The following is a 19,249-nucleotide window of genomic DNA, read 5'->3' on the forward strand; positions in this document are numbered from 1 at the left end:
GGCCTGATTAAGGGGGTCCCCACCTTTTGTGCCTTGACATCCCGTGACGGTTGTGATACATTCAAGAGCGTAAATTTTTGCCGGGACTGGTCTTTTTTTAGTTTTGGGAGGTGTTTGCCGGTGCGGGTGAATGTCACGCTGGCTTGTACGGAATGCAAGCGGAGAAACTACATTACCACCAAGAACAAAAAGAACGACCCCAACCGGATCGAGATGAAGAAATACTGCCGTTGGTGCGGGTCGCACACAATGCACAAGGAGACCAAATAAGCTAGGGAAGCTAGGGATGTTAACATGGCGGAGAGTAGAAAGCGGGAGGGCAAACCGGCGGGGAAACCGGGGAACGCCGGGCCCAAGGATGGGCCCGGGAAAGAAATCAGGGTAAAGAAAGACCCGAAGAAAGACCCGAAGAAGGAAGCACCTGCCGTTAAAAAGAAGCCGCGCGAGGGCCTGGTCAAAAACAGCCGGCGATTTTTTGAAGGCGTGTGGCATGAGCTGAAGAAGGTGCACTGGCCCACCCGCCGCGAGGTGATCATCTACACGGGCGTGGTGCTGGTGGCCGTGCTTCTGGTCGGCCTGATCCTGTGGATTTTCGACCTCCTCTTGAGCCAGATTTTTGGCCGGCTGATTACATAGACTGGGAGGTGGAGGACCGGGCGGATCCGAGCCGGTCCTCATTTCCGTGAGCAAACAGTGGTTTGTAGTCCATACCTATTCCGGTTATGAAAACAAGGTGAAAGCCAACCTGGAAAAGCGGATCGAGTCGATGAGTATGGAAGACAAGATCTTCCGTATCGTTGTGCCCGTGGAGGACGAAATCGAAGTCAAGGGCGGCAAGCGCAAGATCTCCAAGCGCAAGATTTTCCCCGGCTACGTGATGGTGGAGATGATTCTGGACGACGACTCTTACCGCGTGGTGCGCAATACCCCCGGAGTCACCGGTTTTGTGGGCAGTGTCGGGATCGGCTCCAAACCCATTCCCCTGACCGACGCCGAAGCGAACCAGATCATCAGCCAGATGGAAGGCGACGAACCGCGTATCCGCATCGACCTGGTTCCCGGGGAGAAGGTGCGCGTGATGGCCGGGCCGTTTGAGAACTTCATCGGCACGGTGGATGACGTGAACTACGAAAAGGCCAAAATCCGGGTGATGATTTCGATGTTTGGACGGGAGACCCCCATCGAACTTGAATACTTCCAGATTGAAAAAGTCACCTAGCGACAGGCTTCCGACCCATCCCGGGACAGCAAGGAGGTGACGCGATGGCAAAAAAGGTAATGGCTATGGTCAAATTGCAGATCCCGGCAGGCAAGGCCACGCCGGCACCCCCGGTGGGCCCGGCTCTCGGTCAGCACGGGGTCAATATCATGGCCTTTGTGAAGGAGTACAACGAGCGGACGGCCGGCCAGGTCGGTCTGATCATTCCGGTGGAAATCACCGTTTACGCCGACCGGACTTTCAGTTTTGTGACCAAGACGCCGCCGGCATCGGTGCTGCTGAAGAAAGCGGCCGGCATCGAGACTGCTTCCGGGCAGCCGCACGTCAAGAAGGTCGGTAAAGTCACCCGCACGAAGGTACGGGAGATCGCCGAACTGAAGATGCCGGACCTGAATGCGGCCGATGTCGAGGCTGCGGTGCGCATGGTTGAAGGAACAGCGAGAAGTATGGGAATTGAAATCGTGGAAGGCTAGTGGGAGGAGCGACGCTCCGTTATCACCACAGGAGGAGGCGGGCGAGGTTGCCGAAACACGGGAAGAAGTACGTTGAAGCGGCAAAACAGGTTGATTCCGAAAAGCAGTACGAGGTCCGGGAGGCACTGGAACTGGTGCGGAAACTGGCCCCGGCCAAGTTCGACGAGACCGTCGAGGCGGCCGTCAAGCTGGGAGTCGACCCCCGGCATGCCGACCAGCAGGTGCGCGGCGCGGTGGTGCTGCCCCATGGCACGGGCAAGACCCGCACTGTGCTCGTGTTTGCCAAGGGCGAGAAAGTCACGGAGGCCGAAAAGGCCGGTGCCGATTACGTGGGCGGCGAGGAGATGGTGGCCAAAATCCAGGGCGGCTGGATGGAGTTCGACGTGGCCATCGCCACCCCGGACATGATGTCGGCCGTGGGTAAAATCGGCCGGATTCTCGGTCCCCGGGGCCTAATGCCCAACCCCAAAACGGGCACCGTCACTTTTGACATTGCCCGGGCGGTGGCCGAGGTGAAGGCTGGGAAGATCCAGTACCGGGTCGACAAGGCCGGGAACATTCACGCGCCGATCGGCAAGGTGTCCTTTGAGGTCGAGAAGCTGGAAGAGAACTTAAAGACCTTGATCGACGCGCTGATCAGGGCCAAGCCGGCGGCGGCGAAGGGTCAGTACCTGCGTGGTATTGTGGTCACCTCGACCATGGGTCCGGGAGTCAGGGTCAACACCCGTAAATTCATCGGCTAGGCCGAAGTCCTTGACAAGTGAATACCGAAGTCTCTTGCTCCGATTGGCTGTAGACAGTAGGCGCCCTTTTGGGCTTAATGGTCCTCCGGGACCGCCAACCGAGGCCGGAAACAGGGTTTATGCGCCTCTGTATGCCGTTGTCTACAGGGGCCTTCATATTTTTAGGAGGAGGTGTATCGTTTGCCCCAAAAAAAAGACAAGGTCGCAACCGTGGCCGACCTGCGAGAGCGGATGCATCGGGCCCGGGTGATTGTTCTGAGTGACTACCGGGGAATGAGTGTGGCCGAAATCACCGCGCTCCGGCGCAAGGTGCGTGAAACCGGGTCGCAAATGCTGGTGGTCAAGAACACGCTGGCGCGTCTGGCCGCCCGCGAGGCCGGCATCAAGGAAATGGAGTCCCTGCTCACCGGCCCCACCGCCCTGGCTTTCGGCTATGAGGACGAAATCGCGCTCAGCAAGCTGATGGTCCAGTTTGAGAAGGACTACAAGCAGTTCGACCTGAAAGGCGGCGTGATGAAGGGCCGGTTGCTGCCCCGCGAGAGTATCCTGAAACTGGCCGACCTGCCCCCGCGGCAAGTGCTTCTGGGCCAGGTGACCGGAGCCTTCCAGGCACCGATCGCCGCCCTGGCCAACGTGTTGCAGGGGAACATCCGCAACCTGGTTTACGTGCTCGAGGCTGTCAGGGAAAAGAAGGCCGCCGGGGCCTAGCGCCGATTGCCGTGTTACCGAATGATATTTTTAGGAGGTTGATTCTCAGATGTCCAAAGTCAACGAAATCATCGAAATCGTGAAGGGGCTTACCGTCCTTGAACTGGCCGAACTGGTCAAGGCGATGGAAGAGGAGTTCGGCGTGAGCGCGGCCGCGCCCGTGGCGGCCGTGGCGGCGGTTCCGGCCGCGGCGGCGCCGGTGGTCGAGGAAGAGGAGCAAACCGAGTTCGACGTCATCCTCAAAAACGTAGGCAACGAAAAGATCAAGGTGATCAAGGTGGTCCGGGAAATCACCGGTTTGGGGCTGAAAGAGGCCAAGGAACTGGTTGACGGCGCGCCGAATCCCGTGAAGGAGAAGGTCAACAAGGAAGAAGCGGAAACCATCAAGAAGAAGCTGGAAGAAGTTGGCGCCGGCATCGAAATCAAATAGGAAACCGGGGTGTTGCCGGCACGTACGCAAAGAACGGAATCGCGGTAGTGAGTTGGAGCCCCTTCCACATACGGCTTGGGGCTCCAATTTGCTGTTTTATGCATTATGCCATCATTTTCCACCCAAAGCCATTTGCGATGTTCGGGAGAAAAGATAAATAGGCTGTTTTAGAGTTGCGGAAAAAACATTTTACCCCGGTCCAATCCGGATTTTATGCGGTTTGCAGGGATGGGTAACGGGCGGATCGGCAAAATTGACCCCAAGGGAGAAAGGCGGAGAAAAAGCGAAGGAGAATGAGAAATAAGAAGGGAAAACCCCCTTTTGTGGAGAATCCTTTTTGTAACCACCAAAAAAGAACCACGAAGGAGGTTTCCCTTATGGCCATTATACCACAACAGCGGCTTTTTGGGTGGCAGGAAATCGACGAACTCGGTGACTTGGAACGTTTTTTGCTTGTAGTGAACCACCTGCCCGATGAGCAGTTGATGCAAAAGCTGGAGAGAGAGCGTGGTAAGGGACGGGATGATTACCCGGTGCGGGCGGTTTGGAACTCCATCCTGGCCGGGATCGTATTTCAGCACGTGTCTGTGGAGAGCCTGCGGCGGGAACTCTGCCGGAACGGCCAGTTGCGGGAACTTTGCGGTTTTGATCCGGCCCGGGGCGAGGATGCCGTTCCGCCTTCTTACATATACAGCCGCATCTTGGTGAAACTGATGCGGCACGCCGACGAAGTGGAAAACATATTTACGCGGCTGGTGGATGAAATAAGAGTGCTGCTACCGGATTTCGGTCGAATTTTGGCCATAGACAGCAAAGCCGTCAGCAGTCTGGCCCGGGGCAAAAAGCGGGATGAAGAAGAGAAGGTCCAAAAGCCTGACGGGCGCCGGGACACCGATGCGGACTGGGGCCGGAAAACATACCGGGGGCGTAAGAAAGGCGGCACCCTATGGGAAAAAGTCGTGTGGTGGTTTGGCTACAAACTCCACCTTGTAGTTGACGCTGTTTATGAACTGCCGGTGGGATTTGCGGTGACAAAGGCATCGGCCAGCGACGTGAAAGAGGGACATATACTCATTGATCGGGTGGCGAAAGAGCATCCGGAGATTGTGGCCCGCTGCGAGGCATTGGCGGCGGACAAAGCCTTTGACGACATCAAGCTAAACGTGAAACTCTGGGACGAATACCGGATCAAGCCCGTGATTGACATCCGCAACACGTGGCGGGACGGCGAGGAGACGTGGCTTGTAACCGGTAAGGAGAACATCGTTTACGATTACCGTGGAACGGTTTATTGTTGCTGCCCCGAGACAAACAAACATCGCGAGATGGCCTTCGGGGGATTTGAGAAAGACCGGGAAACCTTGAAATACCGCTGTCCGGCCCGGCACTACGGAGTAGAGTGCCGGGGCATGGAACAATGTGCCGCAACCGGTGGGATACGTATTCCCCTGGTGGAAGACCGGCGGATCTTCACCCCGCTGGCGCGGTCCAGCTACAAGTGGAAAACACTCTACAAAAAGCGTACGGCGGTAGAAAGGGTAAATGCCCGCCTGGACGAGGCCTACGGATTTGAAAAGCATTTCATTCGGGGCTTGAAGAAGATGAAGCTGCGTTGCGGGTTGGCCCTGATGGTGATGCTGGCGATGGCCGTGGGCCGACTGCGACAAAAACAAGGAATAGACTTAAGGAGCCTGGTGAAGGCGGCCTGACGGGGCTCAACCGGAAAACAGATTACCTGCCAAGAGACGCCCAGAGTGGCGCTGGGGTAAGTTTGCCCTTTGGCAGAGCGGCATAGTCTATATACTCCATTTACCCCAATATTAGGTTGCTAACTGTGTTTTGTGGCTTGGGGAACAGCCGGTGCCGGGTGTGGGCGTTGCCTTGTCGGGACCAAAAATGCTTACAACGCAAAACGCTGACCCAAATTGTTTCTTGACACCAACAACGTCCCGTGTTAAAATTAAAAGTCGTTGCGTCTGATTACAAGTATTATCTTCCAGGTTAGCGGCAATACTATCCAGATAGGTTTTTCAAGTATAAAGCGAGGTGCACTTAAACCTTGCTTTTCGTATTTTATTTTTCAGGGGGTTGAGGTATGCCCTTCGTTAAGCCCAGGGAGCGTCGTCTTTTTGGTAAACTCCGAGAGGTCCTCGATCTTCCCGACCTGGTAGAGGTTCAGAAGCGTTCTTACGACTGGTTTTTGGACAAGGGGCTGCGCGAGGTATTCCACGACATCTCTCCGATCCAGGATTTCACCGGTAACCTGGTGCTGGAATTTCTGGACTACCAGTTGGGGGAACCCAAGTACACCGTTCAGGAGTGCAAAGACCGCGACGTTACCTTTGCCGCCCCGATGCGGATTAAGGTCCGTCTGATCAACCGGGAGACCGGCGAGGTCAAGGAACAGGACGTGTTCATGGGCGACTTCCCGTTGATGACCGAGAAGGGGACCTTCATTATTAATGGAGCCGAGAGAGTCATTGTCAGTCAATTGGTTCGCTCGCCCGGGGTGTACTTTGACATCCAACCCGATCCCAGCGGCAAACAGATTTACAGCGCCACCGTCATTCCGAACCGGGGGGCATGGCTGGAGTTCGAGACCGACGTCCAGGACCAGATCTGGGTGCGGGTCGACCGTACCCGCAAGATTCCGGCCACGGTGCTGATCAAAGCTTTGGGTTTTGGGAACAAGGCGCGCATCCTGGACCTCTTCGACCAGCACAAAAGCATTCAGGAAACCCTCAACAAGGACAACACCGACAGCGAGGAAGACGCCCTTATTGAGATCTACAAGCGCTTGCGGCCGGGAGAACCGCCGACCGCCGACAGTGCCCGTTCCCTCCTGGAAACCCTTTTCTTTGACCCGAAGCGGTACGACCTGGCGGCAGTCGGGCGCTACAAACTGTTCAAGAAGTTAAAGCACGGGGTACTTTACCGCTTCGACAAGGAGCAGAGCGGCCGGACCGAATTCGACCCCTACCTGAAGCAGGAAGTGCCGGTGGAGCGTGAGTTCATCCGTGAACTCACCCGCGAGGACATCCTGGCGACCGTCCGGTACCTGATCAGATTGATGCAGGGCGAGGGCCGGGCCGACGACATCGACCACCTGGGCAACCGCCGGTTGCGGTCGGTGGGCGAGTTGCTACAGAACCAGTTCCGGATCGGCCTGGCACGGATGGAACGGGTGGTGCGGGAGCGCATGACCATCCAGGACGTCGAGGTGATCACCCCGCAGGCCCTCATCAACATTCGCCCCGTGGTGGCGTCGATCAAGGAGTTTTTCGGTTCAAGCCAGTTGTCTCAGTTCATGGACCAGACCAACCCGCTGGCCGAGCTGACTCACAAGCGCCGGCTCTCGGCTCTGGGTCCGGGAGGCCTGTCCCGGGAGCGGGCCGGGTTTGAGGTCCGGGACGTGCACCATTCCCATTACGGCCGGGTGTGCCCGATTGAGACCCCGGAGGGTCCGAACATCGGCTTGATCGGGTCACTGACCACCTACGCGCGGGTGAACGAGTTCGGGTTTATCGAAACTCCCTACCAGAAAGTGGACAAAGAAAAACGGCGGGTCACCGAAGAGATCGTATACCTGACCGCCGACGAGGAAGAAGAATACGTGATCGCCCAGGCGAACGTGGAGTTGGACGAGAACGGGCACTTCGTGGAGAACAGGGTGGACTGCCGCTACCGGGGCGAGATCATGGTGGTAGACGCCGGCCGGGTCGACTACGTAGACGTATCGCCCAAGCAAGTGTTTTCCGTGGCGACGTCCCTGATTCCCTTCCTGGAGCACGACGACGCCAACCGGGCCCTGATGGGGGCCAACATGCAGCGTCAGGCTGTACCGCTTTTGATTTCCGAGGCCCCTTTCATCGGCACCGGTATCGAAGCAAAAGCGGCCTACGACTCCGGGGTGCTGGTGATCGCCGAAAGGGGCGGAGTCGCGGAGCGGGTGACTGCCACCGAGATCAAGATCCGTACCAGCTCCGGGGCGGTGGATCACTACCGCCTGACCAAATTCGGACGTTCCAACCAGGGCACCTGTTTCAACCAGCGCCCGATCATCTCCCGGGGCGATAGAATCGCGGCCGGGCAGGTGATTGCGGACGGCCCGTGTACCGACCACGGAGAACTGGCGCTGGGGCGGAATGTCCTGACCGCGTTCATGCCCTGGGAAGGTTACAATTATGAAGACGCGATTCTGGTGAGTGAGAAGCTCGTCAAGGAAGACCTTTACACCTCGATCCACATCGAGGAGTACGAGTGTGACGCCCGGGATACTAAACTGGGTCCGGAGGAGATCACCCGGGACATCCCCAACGTGGGGGACGAGGCTTTAAAGGACCTGGACGACCGGGGTGTGATCCGGATCGGGGCCGAGGTCCGGTCGGGTGACATCCTGGTCGGCAAGGTGACTCCCAAAGGTGAAACCGAGCTTACCGCCGAGGAACGGCTGCTCCGGGCGATCTTCGGGGAGAAGGCCCGCGAGGTCCGGGACACCTCGTTGCGGGTCCCGCACGGGGAATCGGGCAAAGTAGTGGACGTAAAAGTATTCTCCCGGGAAAACGGCGACGAGCTGCCCCCGGGAGTGAACCGGCTGGTGCGCGTGTACGTGGCCCAGAAACGGAAACTCTCCGAAGGCGACAAGATGGCCGGCCGCCATGGGAACAAGGGGGTCATCGCCCGGATCATGCCCGAGGAGGACATGCCCTTCATGCCGGACGGCACCCCGATTGAAGTGGTATTGAATCCCCTGGGGGTACCGTCCCGGATGAACATCGGCCAGGTGTTCGAATCCCACCTGGGGTGGGCGGCCAAGATCCTGGGCTACAATATCGCCACCCCGGTGTTCAGTGGCGCCAGTGAGGCCGAAATCATCCGGACTCTGGAGGAGTCCGGCCTGCCGACGGACGGTAAGGTGAGGCTGCGTGACGGGCGGACCGGGAAGGAATTTGACAACCCGGTGACCGTCGGCTACCTGTACATGCTGAAACTGGCCCACCTAGTGGACGACAAGATTCACGCCCGTTCCACTGGGCCGTATTCCCTGGTTACCCAGCAGCCGCTGGGGGGCAAGGCCCAGTTTGGCGGGCAGCGTTTCGGGGAAATGGAGGTCTGGGCGCTGGAGGCTTACGGTGCCGCCTATACCCTGCAAGAAATTCTAACGGTGAAGTCGGACGACGTGGTCGGCCGGGTGAAAACATACGAGGCCATCGTCAAGGGCGAAAACGTTCCCGAGCCCGGGGTGCCGGAGTCCTTCAAAGTACTGGTCAAGGAGCTGCAGAGCCTGGGTCTGGACGTCAAAGTCCTGACCGAGGAAAACACCGAGATCGAAATCAAGGAACTCGATGAGGATGTGACCGAAACCGGCAAGGAACTGGGACTCGACTTCCGGATGCCGGAGCCGAGAACCAAGGCGGTGTCCGTTGAAGAAGAGGATGATATCCAGGACGGCGGGGTTTTGCTGCACGACACGGAGGCACAGGCCGACGACGGAGACGAGGAGGACGAAGAGGAGCTCGAAAAGCCCCTGCGGGGCTTGTTCCCGCTGGTGGTTGAAGAGGAAGAGATTGATGAGGACGATGAACTCGGCGGGAGTTTTGAAGAAGAAGCTGACGGAGAAGAGGAAGGGGAGTCGGACGACAACTAGGTTTTCCTGACTTGTGTTGACCGATTGACTGCGACCGACGACTACTTCGGGAGGGAGCAAGCTTAGTGCTGGATCTTACCAATTTCGATCGGATCAGAATCGGGCTGGCTTCTGCGGACCACATCACCACCTGGTCCCACGGCGAAGTTAAAAAGCCGGAGACTATCAACTACCGGACCCTGAAACCGGAACGCGACGGGCTGTTTTGCGAGCGGATCTTCGGGCCGACCCGGGACTGGGAGTGCTACTGCGGTAAGTATAAAAGGGTACGTTACAAAGGCATAGTCTGCGACCGCTGCGGTGTCGAGGTCACCCGTTCCAAGGTACGCCGGGAACGGCTGGGGCACATCAAACTGGCCGCGCCGGTATCCCACATCTGGTATTTCAAAGGAATCCCGTCCCGGATGGGGTTGTTGCTGGATATGTCCCCGCGGGCCCTGGAAAAGGTGCTGTACTTCGTCTCGTACATTGTCACCAACCCCGGGGATACGCCGCTTTTCAAGAAACAACTGCTGACCGAGCAGGAATACCGGGAGTTCCGCGACAAGTACGGCACGGATTTTCAGGCCGCAATGGGCGCGGAGGCGATTCTTCAGCTTCTGGACGAGATCGACCTGAACGAGCTGGCCGCCGAATTGAGGCAGGAGATCCGGGACGTGACCGGCCAGCGCCGCATCCGGGCGATCCGCCGGCTGGAGGTGGTCGAATCCTTCCGCAAGTCCCAGAACAGCCCGTCCTGGATGATCATGCAGGTGCTGCCGGTCATCCCGCCGGAACTAAGGCCGATGGTACAGCTCGACGGGGGGCGTTTCGCCACCTCGGACTTAAACGACCTGTACCGGCGCGTGATTAACCGGAACAATCGGCTCAAACGCTTGCTCGAACTGGGCGCTCCGGACATCATCGTCCGCAACGAAAAGCGCATGCTCCAGGAGGCGGTCGACGCCCTGATCGACAATGGGAGGCGGGGCCGGCCGGTGACTGGGCCGGGGAACCGTCCGCTGAAGTCGTTGAGCGACATGCTCAAAGGAAAGCAGGGGCGCTTCCGGCAGAACCTCTTGGGCAAGCGGGTCGACTACTCGGGCCGTTCGGTGATCGTGGTCGGCCCGTCGTTAAAGCTGCACCAGTGCGGCCTGCCGAAGGAGATGGCGCTCGAGCTTTTTAAGCCGTTTGTGATGAAACGCCTGGTCGGCGACGGCCACGCCCACAACATCAAAAGCGCCAAGCGCAAGGTGGAGCGGGTGCGGCCGGAGGTCTGGGACGTGCTGGAGGACGTGATCAAGGAACACCCGGTGCTTTTGAACCGGGCGCCCACCCTGCACCGCCTGGGGATCCAAGCCTTTGAGCCGGTGCTGGTCGAGGGCCGGGCCATTCAGATCCACCCGCTGGTGTGCACGGCCTATAACGCCGACTTCGACGGGGACCAGATGGCGGTGCACGTGCCGCTTTCGGCGGAGGCCCAGGCCGAAGCCCGGCTCCTGATGCTGTCCACCTACAACATCCTGAACCCGAAGGACGGCCGACCGGTGACCATCCCCACCCAGGACATGGTGCTCGGGATTTACTACCTGACCATCGAGCGCCCAGGGGCCCGGGGTGAGGGGAAGGCTTTTCGCGACGTCAACGAGGCCATCCTGGCCTACGAATCGGGTGTGATCGAACTGCACGCGCTGGTGAAGGTTAACATGGGTGATGGCCGGCTTCTGGAGACCACCGTGGGGCGGCTGATCTTCAACGAGGCCATGCCGCCGGAAATCAGCTACATCAACAAGCTGGTGGACAAGAAGGAACTGAGCCTCATCGTCGACCGGTGCTACCGCCGCCTGGGGTACAAGCGGACCGCCGAGCTTCTGGACGGCATCAAACAGCTTGGTTTCAAGTACGCCACCCAGGGCGGGCTGACCATCGGGATGAACGATATTGTGATCCCGGAACGGAAAAAGGAGATTCTGGGCGAAGCCGAGAGCCACGTGGAAATGATCGAGGATCAATACCGGCGCGGTCTGATCACCTTTGACGAGAAGTACCGCCAGACCATCGAGACCTGGAACCGGGCTACGGAACTGGTGACCCAGGAACTCTTGAACACCCTGGACCGGTTCAACCCGGTGTACATGATGGCCACCTCGGGCGCCCGGGGTAACATTCAGCAGATCCGGCAGCTGGCGGGCCTGCGCGGCCTGATGGCCGACCCTTCGGGGCGGATCATCGACCTGCCGATCAAGGCGAACTTCCGGGAAGGGCTCTCGGTGCTCGAGTACTTCATCTCCACCCACGGCGCGCGCAAGGGCCTGGCGGACACCGCGCTCCGGACCGCCGACTCGGGGTACCTGACCCGGAGGCTGGTGGACGTGGCTCAGGACGTGATTGTGCGGGAAATAGACTGCGGCACCGACGAGTATGTCGAGGTCGGAGACGTGCGGGACGGCACGGAAATCATCGAGATGCTCCAGGACCGGATTGTGGGCCGCACCGCGGCGCGCGCAATCGTCCACCCGGAAACGGGGGCCGTAATCGTCGACGCCGATGAGGAAATCCTGGAGGAGGCGGCGGAAAAGATTGTGGCCGCCGGGATCAAGAAGGTGGCGATCCGCTCGGTGTTCACCTGCAAGACCCGGCACGGGGTGTGCAAGAAGTGCTACGGTCGCAATTTGGCGACCGGCCGGGTTGTGGACATCGGTGAGGCCATCGGCATCATTGCCGCCCAGTCCATCGGCGAACCCGGCACCCAGTTAACCATGCGCACTTTCCACACCGGCGGCGTGGCCGGGGAAGACATCACCCAGGGTCTGCCGCGTGTGGAGGAGCTTTTCGAGGCCCGGCGTCCCAAGGGGCAGGCCATCGTGGCCGAGATCGACGGGCTGGTCGAAGTCCGTGAGGTAAAGGGCCGGCGGGAGATTGAAATCCGGGGCGAGAACGGCGAGCGCGTTCAGTACGCCATCCCATTCGGCGCCCGCTTGAAAGTTCAGAACGGGGACCGCGTCGAGGCCGGGGACGAACTGTCCGAGGGCTCGGTCAACCCGCATGATCTCTTGAAGATTAAGGGCCCGGCGGCGGTCCAGCAGTACCTCCTGCGCGAGGTCCAGCGGGTGTACCGGATGCAGGGCGTGGACATCAACGACAAGCACATCGAGGTCGTGATCCGCCAGATGCTGCGCAAAGTGAAGATCGACGAACCGGGCGACACCGAATTCCTGCCCGGCAGCCTGGTTGACATCCTCGACCTGGAGGAAGAGAACCGGCGCGTGGAGGCGGCCGGTGGCAGCCCGGCCACGAGCAAGTCTGTGCTGCTCGGCATCACCAAGGCCTCACTGGCCACGGACTCGTTTCTGTCGGCGGCCTCCTTCCAGGAAACCACGCGGGTATTGACGGAGGCGGCCATCAAGGGCAAGGTGGACCCGCTCCTCGGCTTGAAGGAAAACGTGATCATCGGTAAGCTGATTCCGGCCGGTACCGGGATGAACCGCTACCGGAGTGTCGAGGTCGATCCGGCGGTGGAAACCCCGGCCAAAGAAGTCCCGACCCACTAATAGAGGCAAGAAACCGGATGTCGGATGCCGGAAAGAAAGCCGGGATCGGACGAAACCGGGCTGATTCGGATGCCGGTGATGCAAAAGCCAAGCCATTTGCGATGTTCGGGAGAAAAGATAAATAGGCTGTTTTAGAGTTGCGGAAAAAACATTTTACCCCGGTCCAATCCGGATTTTATGCGGTTTGCAGGGATGGGTAACGGGCGGATCGGCAAAATTGACCCCAAGGGAGAAAGGCGGAGAAAAAGCGAAGGAGAATGAGAAATAAGAAGGGAAAACCCCCTTTTGTGGAGAATCCTTTTTGTAACCACCAAAAAAGAACCACGAAGGAGGTTTCCCTTATGGCCATTATACCACAACAGCGGCTTTTTGGGTGGCAGGAAATCGACGAACTCGGTGACTTGGAACGTTTTTTGCTTGTAGTGAACCACCTGCCCGATGAGCAGTTGATGCAAAAGCTGGAGAGAGAGCGTGGTAAGGGACGGGATGATTACCCGGTGCGGGCGGTTTGGAACTCCATCCTGGCCGGGATCGTATTTCAGCACGTGTCTGTGGAGAGCCTGCGGCGGGAACTCTGCCGGAACGGCCAGTTGCGGGAACTTTGCGGTTTTGATCCGGCCCGGGGCGAGGATGCCGTTCCGCCTTCTTACATATACAGCCGCATCTTGGTGAAACTGATGCGGCACGCCGACGAAGTGGAAAACATATTTACGCGGCTGGTGGATGAAATAAGAGTGCTGCTACCGGATTTCGGTCGAATTTTGGCCATAGACAGCAAAGCCGTCAGCAGTCTGGCCCGGGGCAAAAAGCGGGATGAAGAAGAGAAGGTCCAAAAGCCTGACGGGCGCCGGGACACCGATGCGGACTGGGGCCGGAAAACATACCGGGGGCGTAAGAAAGGCGGCACCCTATGGGAAAAAGTCGTGTGGTGGTTTGGCTACAAACTCCACCTTGTAGTTGACGCTGTTTATGAACTGCCGGTGGGATTTGCGGTGACAAAGGCATCGGCCAGCGACGTGAAAGAGGGACATATACTCATTGATCGGGTGGCGAAAGAGCATCCGGAGATTGTGGCCCGCTGCGAGGCATTGGCGGCGGACAAAGCCTTTGACGACATCAAGCTAAACGTGAAACTCTGGGACGAATACCGGATCAAGCCCGTGATTGACATCCGCAACACGTGGCGGGACGGCGAGGAGACGTGGCTTGTAACCGGTAAGGAGAACATCGTTTACGATTACCGTGGAACGGTTTATTGTTGCTGCCCCGAGACAAACAAACATCGCGAGATGGCCTTCGGGGGATTTGAGAAAGACCGGGAAACCTTGAAATACCGCTGTCCGGCCCGGCACTACGGAGTAGAGTGCCGGGGCATGGAACAATGTGCCGCAACCGGTGGGATACGTATTCCCCTGGTGGAAGACCGGCGGATCTTCACCCCGCTGGCGCGGTCCAGCTACAAGTGGAAAACACTCTACAAAAAGCGTACGGCGGTAGAAAGGGTAAATGCCCGCCTGGACGAGGCCTACGGATTTGAAAAGCATTTCATTCGGGGCTTGAAGAAGATGAAGCTGCGTTGCGGGTTGGCCCTGATGGTGATGCTGGCGATGGCCGTGGGCCGACTGCGACAAAAACAAGGAATAGACTTAAGGAGCCTGGTGAAGGCGGCCTGACGGGGCTCAACCGGAAAACAGATTACCTGCCAAGAGACGCCCAGAGTGGCGCTGGGGTAAGTTTGCCCTTTGGCAGAGCGGCATAGTCTATATACTCCATTTACCCCAATATTAGGTTGCTAACTGTGTTTTGTGGCTTGGGGAACAGCCGGTGCCGGGTGTGGGCGTTGCCTTGTCGGGACCAAAAATGCTTACAACGCAAAACGCTGAAAGCCCAAACAGCGTTGACAAAAGACTTTGCCGGTGCTATCATTTTCTAGTGTCCTCTGTTAGTTCCTGGGGGAGCAGCGCTTTGTCATTAGCCAGAATTGCGGCGGCCCGCAAGAAAACGGTCGGTTTCAGGCAGACTTTAAAGGCGATTCAAAAAGGGCAGGCCCGGGCGGTATTCGTGGCCCTGGACGCCGATCGCTGGGTGATCGACCCGATTATTCAGGTCTGTCAGGCCAAAGGGATACCTTTGATCCAGGTCGAGTCGATGCGGGAGCTGGGTAGTGCCTGTGGGATTTCGGTGAACTGTGCCACCGCGGCGGTCACGGAGGAGTAGCCATTATCCCCTTACCACCCGGGTAAGGGGATAAATATGATAAATATGTAATGGTTTTTCAATAATTAAGATCGGAGGAGGTGGAATTGAAGAATGCCGACGATCAGTCAATTGATACGCCGGGGCCGGGAAACCGTAGCTCAAAAATCGGCCTCGCCGGCACTCAGGGAGTGCCCGCAGAAGCGCGGGGTCTGCACGCGCGTGTACACCACAACGCCCAAGAAGCCGAACTCAGCGCTGCGTAAAGTGGCCCGTGTCCGTCTGACCAATGGGTATGAGGTCACCACGTACATTCCGGGTATCGGACACAACCTGCAGGAGCACTCGGTGGTCCTGGTCCGGGGTGGCCGGGTCAAGGACCTGCCCGGAGTGCGTTATCATATCGTCCGCGGGGCCCTGGACACCGCCGGGGTCCAGAACCGGAACCGGGGGCGTTCCAAATACGGGGCCAAGAGGCCCAAGAAGTAAGGGGGGAAAGGATGTGCCACGCAGAGGAGCCGTCCCGAAAAGGGAAGCCGTGGCGGACCCGGTATACGGCAGCAAGATGCTGACCAAGCTGATCAATCAGGTGATGCTGGATGGAAAACGCAGTGTCGCCGAAGCGATCTGTTACGGTGCTCTGGACATTGTCCGACGGAAGACCGGGCGTGAACCGCTGGAGGTCCTGGAGCAGGCGATGAAAAACGTGATGCCGATCGTGGAGACCCGGCCGCGGCGGGTGGGCGGCGCCAACTACCAGGTGCCGGTCGAGGTCCGCGCGGACCGGAGGCAAACCCTGGGAGTACGCTGGATAACTTCCTTTGCCCGTCAGAGGCCGGGCAAGAGCATGAAGGAAAAACTGGCGGCCGAGATTATGGACGCTGCGAACGGCGTAGGCGGTGCGGTGAAAAAGAAAGAGGACACGCACCGGATGGCGGAGGCAAATAAAGCTTTTGCGCACTACAGGTGGTAAGGGAGGACCAAGGAAGATGGCCCGGGTGTTTCCGCTCGAAAGGACACGGAACATCGGCATAATGGCCCACATCGACGCCGGTAAGACCACCACGACCGAGCGGATACTGTTCTATACCGGTAGAGTGCACCGGATCGGTGAGGTCGATGACGGTGCGGCGACTATGGACTGGATGGTGCAGGAGCAGGAACGTGGAATTACAATCACCTCCGCGGCTACCACCTGTTACTGGCGCGACTACCGGATCAACATTATTGATACACCAGGGCACGTGGACTTCACGGTTGAGGTTGAGCGCTCTCTGCGGGTGCTTGACGGGGCGATTGCTGTGTTTGACGCGGTGGCCGGGGTGGAACCCCAGTCCGAAACCGTCTGGCGTCAGGCCGACAAGTACCGTGTGCCGCGGATCGTCTACCTGAACAAGATGGACCGGGTGGGCGCCGACTTCTTCAAGAGCATGCAGTCGATCAAGACCAAACTCGGTTCCGACCCGGTGGCCGTCCAGATCCCGTTGGGCGCCGAAGACCGGTTCGTGGGCATGATCGACCTCGTCACCCGGAAGGCTTTCATCTACACGGACGACCTGGGCACCAAGATCAAGGAAATCCCCATCCCGGCCGACCTTACGGGGGTAGTGGCCGAATACCGGGAGAAACTGCTGGAAATGGTCGCCGAAACCGACGAAGAGCTGATGATAAAGTACCTGAACGGGGAAGAACTCACCGTGGAGGACATCAAGATCGGCATCCGCAAAGCCACCCTTGCGGTCAAGAAGTTCCCGGTACTGTGCGGCTCGTCCTACCGGAACAAGGGCGTGCAGCCGCTGCTGGACGCCGTGGTCGATTACCTCCCCGCGCCGACCGATGTGCCCGCTGTCTGCGGTATTGACCAGCGGACCGGCCGGGAGGACCGGCGCGTGGCCCGGGACGACGAGCCGTTTTCGGCCTTGGCCTTTAAAGTGATGGTGGACCCATACGTAGGCAAGCTGACTTTTTTCCGGGTCTATTCCGGTACCGTCAATTCAGGTTCCCACGTCTACAATTCCACCAAGCAAAAGAAAGAGCGGATCGGCCGGCTCTTGCAAATGCACGCCAACCACCGCGAAGAGATCGAGGCTGCCCATGCCGGCGACATCATCGGGGCGGTCGGCTTGAAATTCACCTCCACCGGCGATACGCTCTCGGACGAAGAACACCCGATCATCCTGGAAGCGATGGAATTTCCGGAGCCGGTCATTTCCATTGCCATCGAGCCTAAAACCAAGGGCGACCAGGACAAAATGGGTGTGGCCCTGCAGCGCCTGGCTGAAGAGGACCCGACTTTTAAAATCCAGTCGAATGAGGAAACCGGCCAGACCCTGATTTCCGGGATGGGTGAGTTGCATCTGGAAATCATCGTGGACCGCCTGCTGCGGGAATTCAAGGTCCAGGCCAATATCGGCCGTCCTCAGGTAGCGTATAAGGAAACCATTAAGGGCATCGCCCAGGCCGAGGGCCGGTTCATCCGCCAGACCGGCGGCCGCGGGCAATACGGCCACGTGGTTATCGTCGTCGAACCATTGGACCGCGGTAAAGGCTTCGCGTTTTCAAACCAAATTGTCGGCGGGGTGGTGCCGAAAGAGTTTATCCCGGCCGTGGAAACCGGTGTCCGGGAGGCGCTCACGAGCGGCGTGCTCTTTGGGTACCCGGTGGCGGACGTCAAAGTGAGCTTGGTCGACGGATCCTACCACCCGGTGGATTCATCCGAGGTGGCCTTTAAAATCGCAGCCTCAATGGCTGTGAAAAAGGCGGTCGCCAATGCCTCACCGGTCTTACTGGAACCCATCATGCGTGTGGAAGTGGTTTTGCCGGAGGATTATGTCGGAGACGTCATCAGTGATCTTAACTCCCGGCGGGGCCACATCACCCAGATGGAACACCAGGGGAAAACCCAGATCGTGCGCGCCGACGTGCCGCTGGCCGAGATGTTCGGCTATGCGACCGAACTCCGTTCCCGCACCCAGGGGCGGGGCAACCATACAATGCAGTTCGACCACTACGCCGAGGTTCCGCAGAACATCGCGGACAAAATGATCCGCAAATACTAAAAAGTCTCTTTTAAGTTTAAGGAGGAAGAACACCCGATGGCGAAACCCAAGTTTGTGCGTACCAAGCCGCACGTAAACGTCGGCACGATCGGCCACGTGGACCACGGCAAGACCACGCTGACGGCGGCGATCACCCTGGTCCTGTCCAAGTTGGGTCAGGCCGAGTACAAGAAATACGACGACATCGACGCGGCGCCGGAGGAGAAGGCGCGCGGCATCACCATCAACACCGCGCACGTGGAATACGAGACCGAGAAGCGGCATTACGCGCACGTGGACTGCCCGGGGCACGCCGACTACATCAAGAACATGATTACCGGCGCGGCCCAGATGGACGGGGCGATTCTGGTGGTCTCGGCGGCCGATGGCCCCATGCCCCAGACCCGTGAGCACATCCTCCTGGCTCGCCAGGTGGCCGTGCCCTCCATCGTGGTCTACCTGAACAAGGCCGACATGGTCGACGATCCGGAGTTATTGGAACTGGTCGAGATGGAAGTGCGCGAGCTTTTGTCCAACTACGAGTTTCCGGGAGACGACACCCCGATCGTCACCGGATCCGCCCTAAAAGCCCTGGAATGCGGCTGCGCCAACCGGGAGTGCGCGCATTGCAAGTCCATCTGGGAGTTGATGGACGCCGTTGACAACTACATTCCGACGCCTGAGCGTGACATCGACAAGCCCTTCCTGATGCCGGTCGAAGACGTATTTTCCATCACCGGGCGCGGCACGGTGGGCACCGGCCGGGTGGAGCGGGGCACCGTGAAGACCGGGGACGAGGTCGAGATCGTTGGTTTCGCGGCCAAGCCGCGCAAGACTGTGGTTACGGGGGTGGAGATGTTCCGCAAGGTTCTGGACTATGCCCAGGCCGGAGACAACGTGGGTTGCCTGTTGCGGGGTGTGGACCGTACCGAGCTTGAGCGGGGCCAGGTATTGGCAAAGCCGGGATCCATCAAGCCGCTGACCGAATTTACGGCCAACGTGTACGTGCTGAGTAAAGAAGAAGGTGGGCGTCACACCCCGTTCTTCAACGGATACCGTCCGCAGTTCTACTTCCGGACCACCGACGTGACCGGCGTGATTCATCTGCCGGAAGGCGTGGAGATGGTGATGCCTGGGGACAACCTGCAGATGGACGTCAGCCTGATCACCCCGATCGCCATCGAAGAAGGCTTGCGGTTTGCCATCCGCGAGGGCGGCCGCACGGTGGGCGCCGGCGTGGTCACGGGGATAAAGGGATAAAATAG

16 protein-coding genes are annotated in these 19,249 nt (G+C 58.9%); all 16 read left to right on the plus strand.

Translation table 11 applies throughout. The features are described 5' to 3' along the window. Nucleotides 1-120: 120 nt before the first annotated feature. Nucleotides 121-270 (plus strand): 50S ribosomal protein L33, encoded by a 150-nt coding sequence (gene rpmG, locus DAUD_RS01115; RefSeq protein WP_041570708.1) that lies wholly within the window; start codon nucleotides 121-123, stop codon nucleotides 268-270. 24 nt (nucleotides 271-294) lie between these two features. After that, complete coding sequence (secE, locus tag DAUD_RS11810) at nucleotides 295-636, plus strand: preprotein translocase subunit SecE (RefSeq protein WP_012301363.1); 342 nt, start codon at nucleotides 295-297, stop codon at nucleotides 634-636. A gap of 46 nt (nucleotides 637-682) precedes the next feature. After that, entirely contained in the window at nucleotides 683-1,219 is a 537-nt protein-coding gene (gene nusG / locus DAUD_RS01125; RefSeq protein ID WP_012301364.1) for a transcription termination/antitermination protein NusG, read from the plus strand. 44 nt (nucleotides 1,220-1,263) lie between these two features. Continuing rightward, nucleotides 1,264-1,692 (plus strand): 50S ribosomal protein L11, encoded by a 429-nt coding sequence (gene rplK / locus DAUD_RS01130; RefSeq protein WP_012301365.1) that lies wholly within the window; start codon nucleotides 1,264-1,266, stop codon nucleotides 1,690-1,692. Nucleotides 1,693-1,739: 47 nt separating this feature from the next. After that, complete coding sequence (gene rplA, locus DAUD_RS01135) at nucleotides 1,740-2,435, plus strand: 50S ribosomal protein L1 (RefSeq protein ID WP_012301366.1); 696 nt, start codon at nucleotides 1,740-1,742, stop codon at nucleotides 2,433-2,435. Nucleotides 2,436-2,606: 171 nt separating this feature from the next. Further along, the gene (rplJ, locus tag DAUD_RS01140; protein ID WP_408609600.1) at nucleotides 2,607-3,143 is read left to right on the plus strand and encodes a 50S ribosomal protein L10; all 537 of its coding nucleotides are present in this window, start codon (nucleotides 2,607-2,609) and stop codon (nucleotides 3,141-3,143) included. Nucleotides 3,144-3,192: 49 nt separating this feature from the next. Then, nucleotides 3,193-3,573, plus strand: coding sequence for a 50S ribosomal protein L7/L12 (gene rplL / locus DAUD_RS01145; RefSeq protein ID WP_012301368.1), 381 nt, complete (start codon nucleotides 3,193-3,195; stop codon nucleotides 3,571-3,573). Nucleotides 3,574-3,950: 377 nt separating this feature from the next. Next, entirely contained in the window at nucleotides 3,951-5,282 is a 1,332-nt protein-coding gene (locus DAUD_RS01150) for a transposase (protein WP_012301369.1), read from the plus strand. A gap of 386 nt (nucleotides 5,283-5,668) precedes the next feature. Then, a complete protein-coding gene (gene rpoB / locus DAUD_RS01155) occupies nucleotides 5,669-9,220 on the plus strand; it encodes a DNA-directed RNA polymerase subunit beta (RefSeq protein ID WP_012301370.1) in 3,552 nt (1,183 codons plus the stop codon). Between the two features lie 65 nt (nucleotides 9,221-9,285). Next, nucleotides 9,286-12,750, plus strand: a complete 3,465-nt coding sequence (rpoC, locus tag DAUD_RS01160; protein ID WP_012301371.1) for a DNA-directed RNA polymerase subunit beta' — start codon at nucleotides 9,286-9,288, stop codon at nucleotides 12,748-12,750. A gap of 341 nt (nucleotides 12,751-13,091) precedes the next feature. After that, the gene (locus DAUD_RS01165; RefSeq protein WP_012301369.1) at nucleotides 13,092-14,423 is read left to right on the plus strand and encodes a transposase; all 1,332 of its coding nucleotides are present in this window, start codon (nucleotides 13,092-13,094) and stop codon (nucleotides 14,421-14,423) included. Nucleotides 14,424-14,715: 292 nt separating this feature from the next. Continuing rightward, nucleotides 14,716-14,967: a L7Ae/L30e/S12e/Gadd45 family ribosomal protein gene (locus tag DAUD_RS01170; RefSeq protein ID WP_041570709.1), complete on the plus strand. Its 252-nt coding sequence runs from the start codon at nucleotides 14,716-14,718 to the stop codon at nucleotides 14,965-14,967. A 93-nt stretch (nucleotides 14,968-15,060) separates the two neighbouring features. Next, a complete protein-coding gene (gene rpsL, locus DAUD_RS01175; RefSeq protein ID WP_012301373.1) occupies nucleotides 15,061-15,435 on the plus strand; it encodes a 30S ribosomal protein S12 in 375 nt (124 codons plus the stop codon). A 13-nt stretch (nucleotides 15,436-15,448) separates the two neighbouring features. Beyond that, nucleotides 15,449-15,919, plus strand: coding sequence for a 30S ribosomal protein S7 (gene rpsG, locus DAUD_RS01180; protein ID WP_012301374.1), 471 nt, complete (start codon nucleotides 15,449-15,451; stop codon nucleotides 15,917-15,919). Between the two features lie 16 nt (nucleotides 15,920-15,935). Beyond that, nucleotides 15,936-18,005 carry an elongation factor G gene (fusA, locus tag DAUD_RS01185; RefSeq protein ID WP_012301375.1) on the plus strand — a complete coding sequence of 690 codons (2,070 nt, stop codon included), beginning with the start codon at nucleotides 15,936-15,938 and terminating at the stop codon, nucleotides 18,003-18,005. A 36-nt stretch (nucleotides 18,006-18,041) separates the two neighbouring features. After that, on the plus strand, nucleotides 18,042-19,244 hold the full coding sequence (gene tuf, locus DAUD_RS01190; protein WP_012301376.1) for an elongation factor Tu: 1,203 nt from the start codon (nucleotides 18,042-18,044) through the stop codon (nucleotides 19,242-19,244). Nucleotides 19,245-19,249: the final 5 nt, after the last annotated feature.

This window comes from Candidatus Desulforudis audaxviator MP104C (assembly GCF_000018425.1).
In the GTDB taxonomy this organism is placed as follows: Bacteria; Bacillota; Desulfotomaculia; order Desulfotomaculales; family Desulforudaceae; genus Desulforudis; species Desulforudis audaxviator.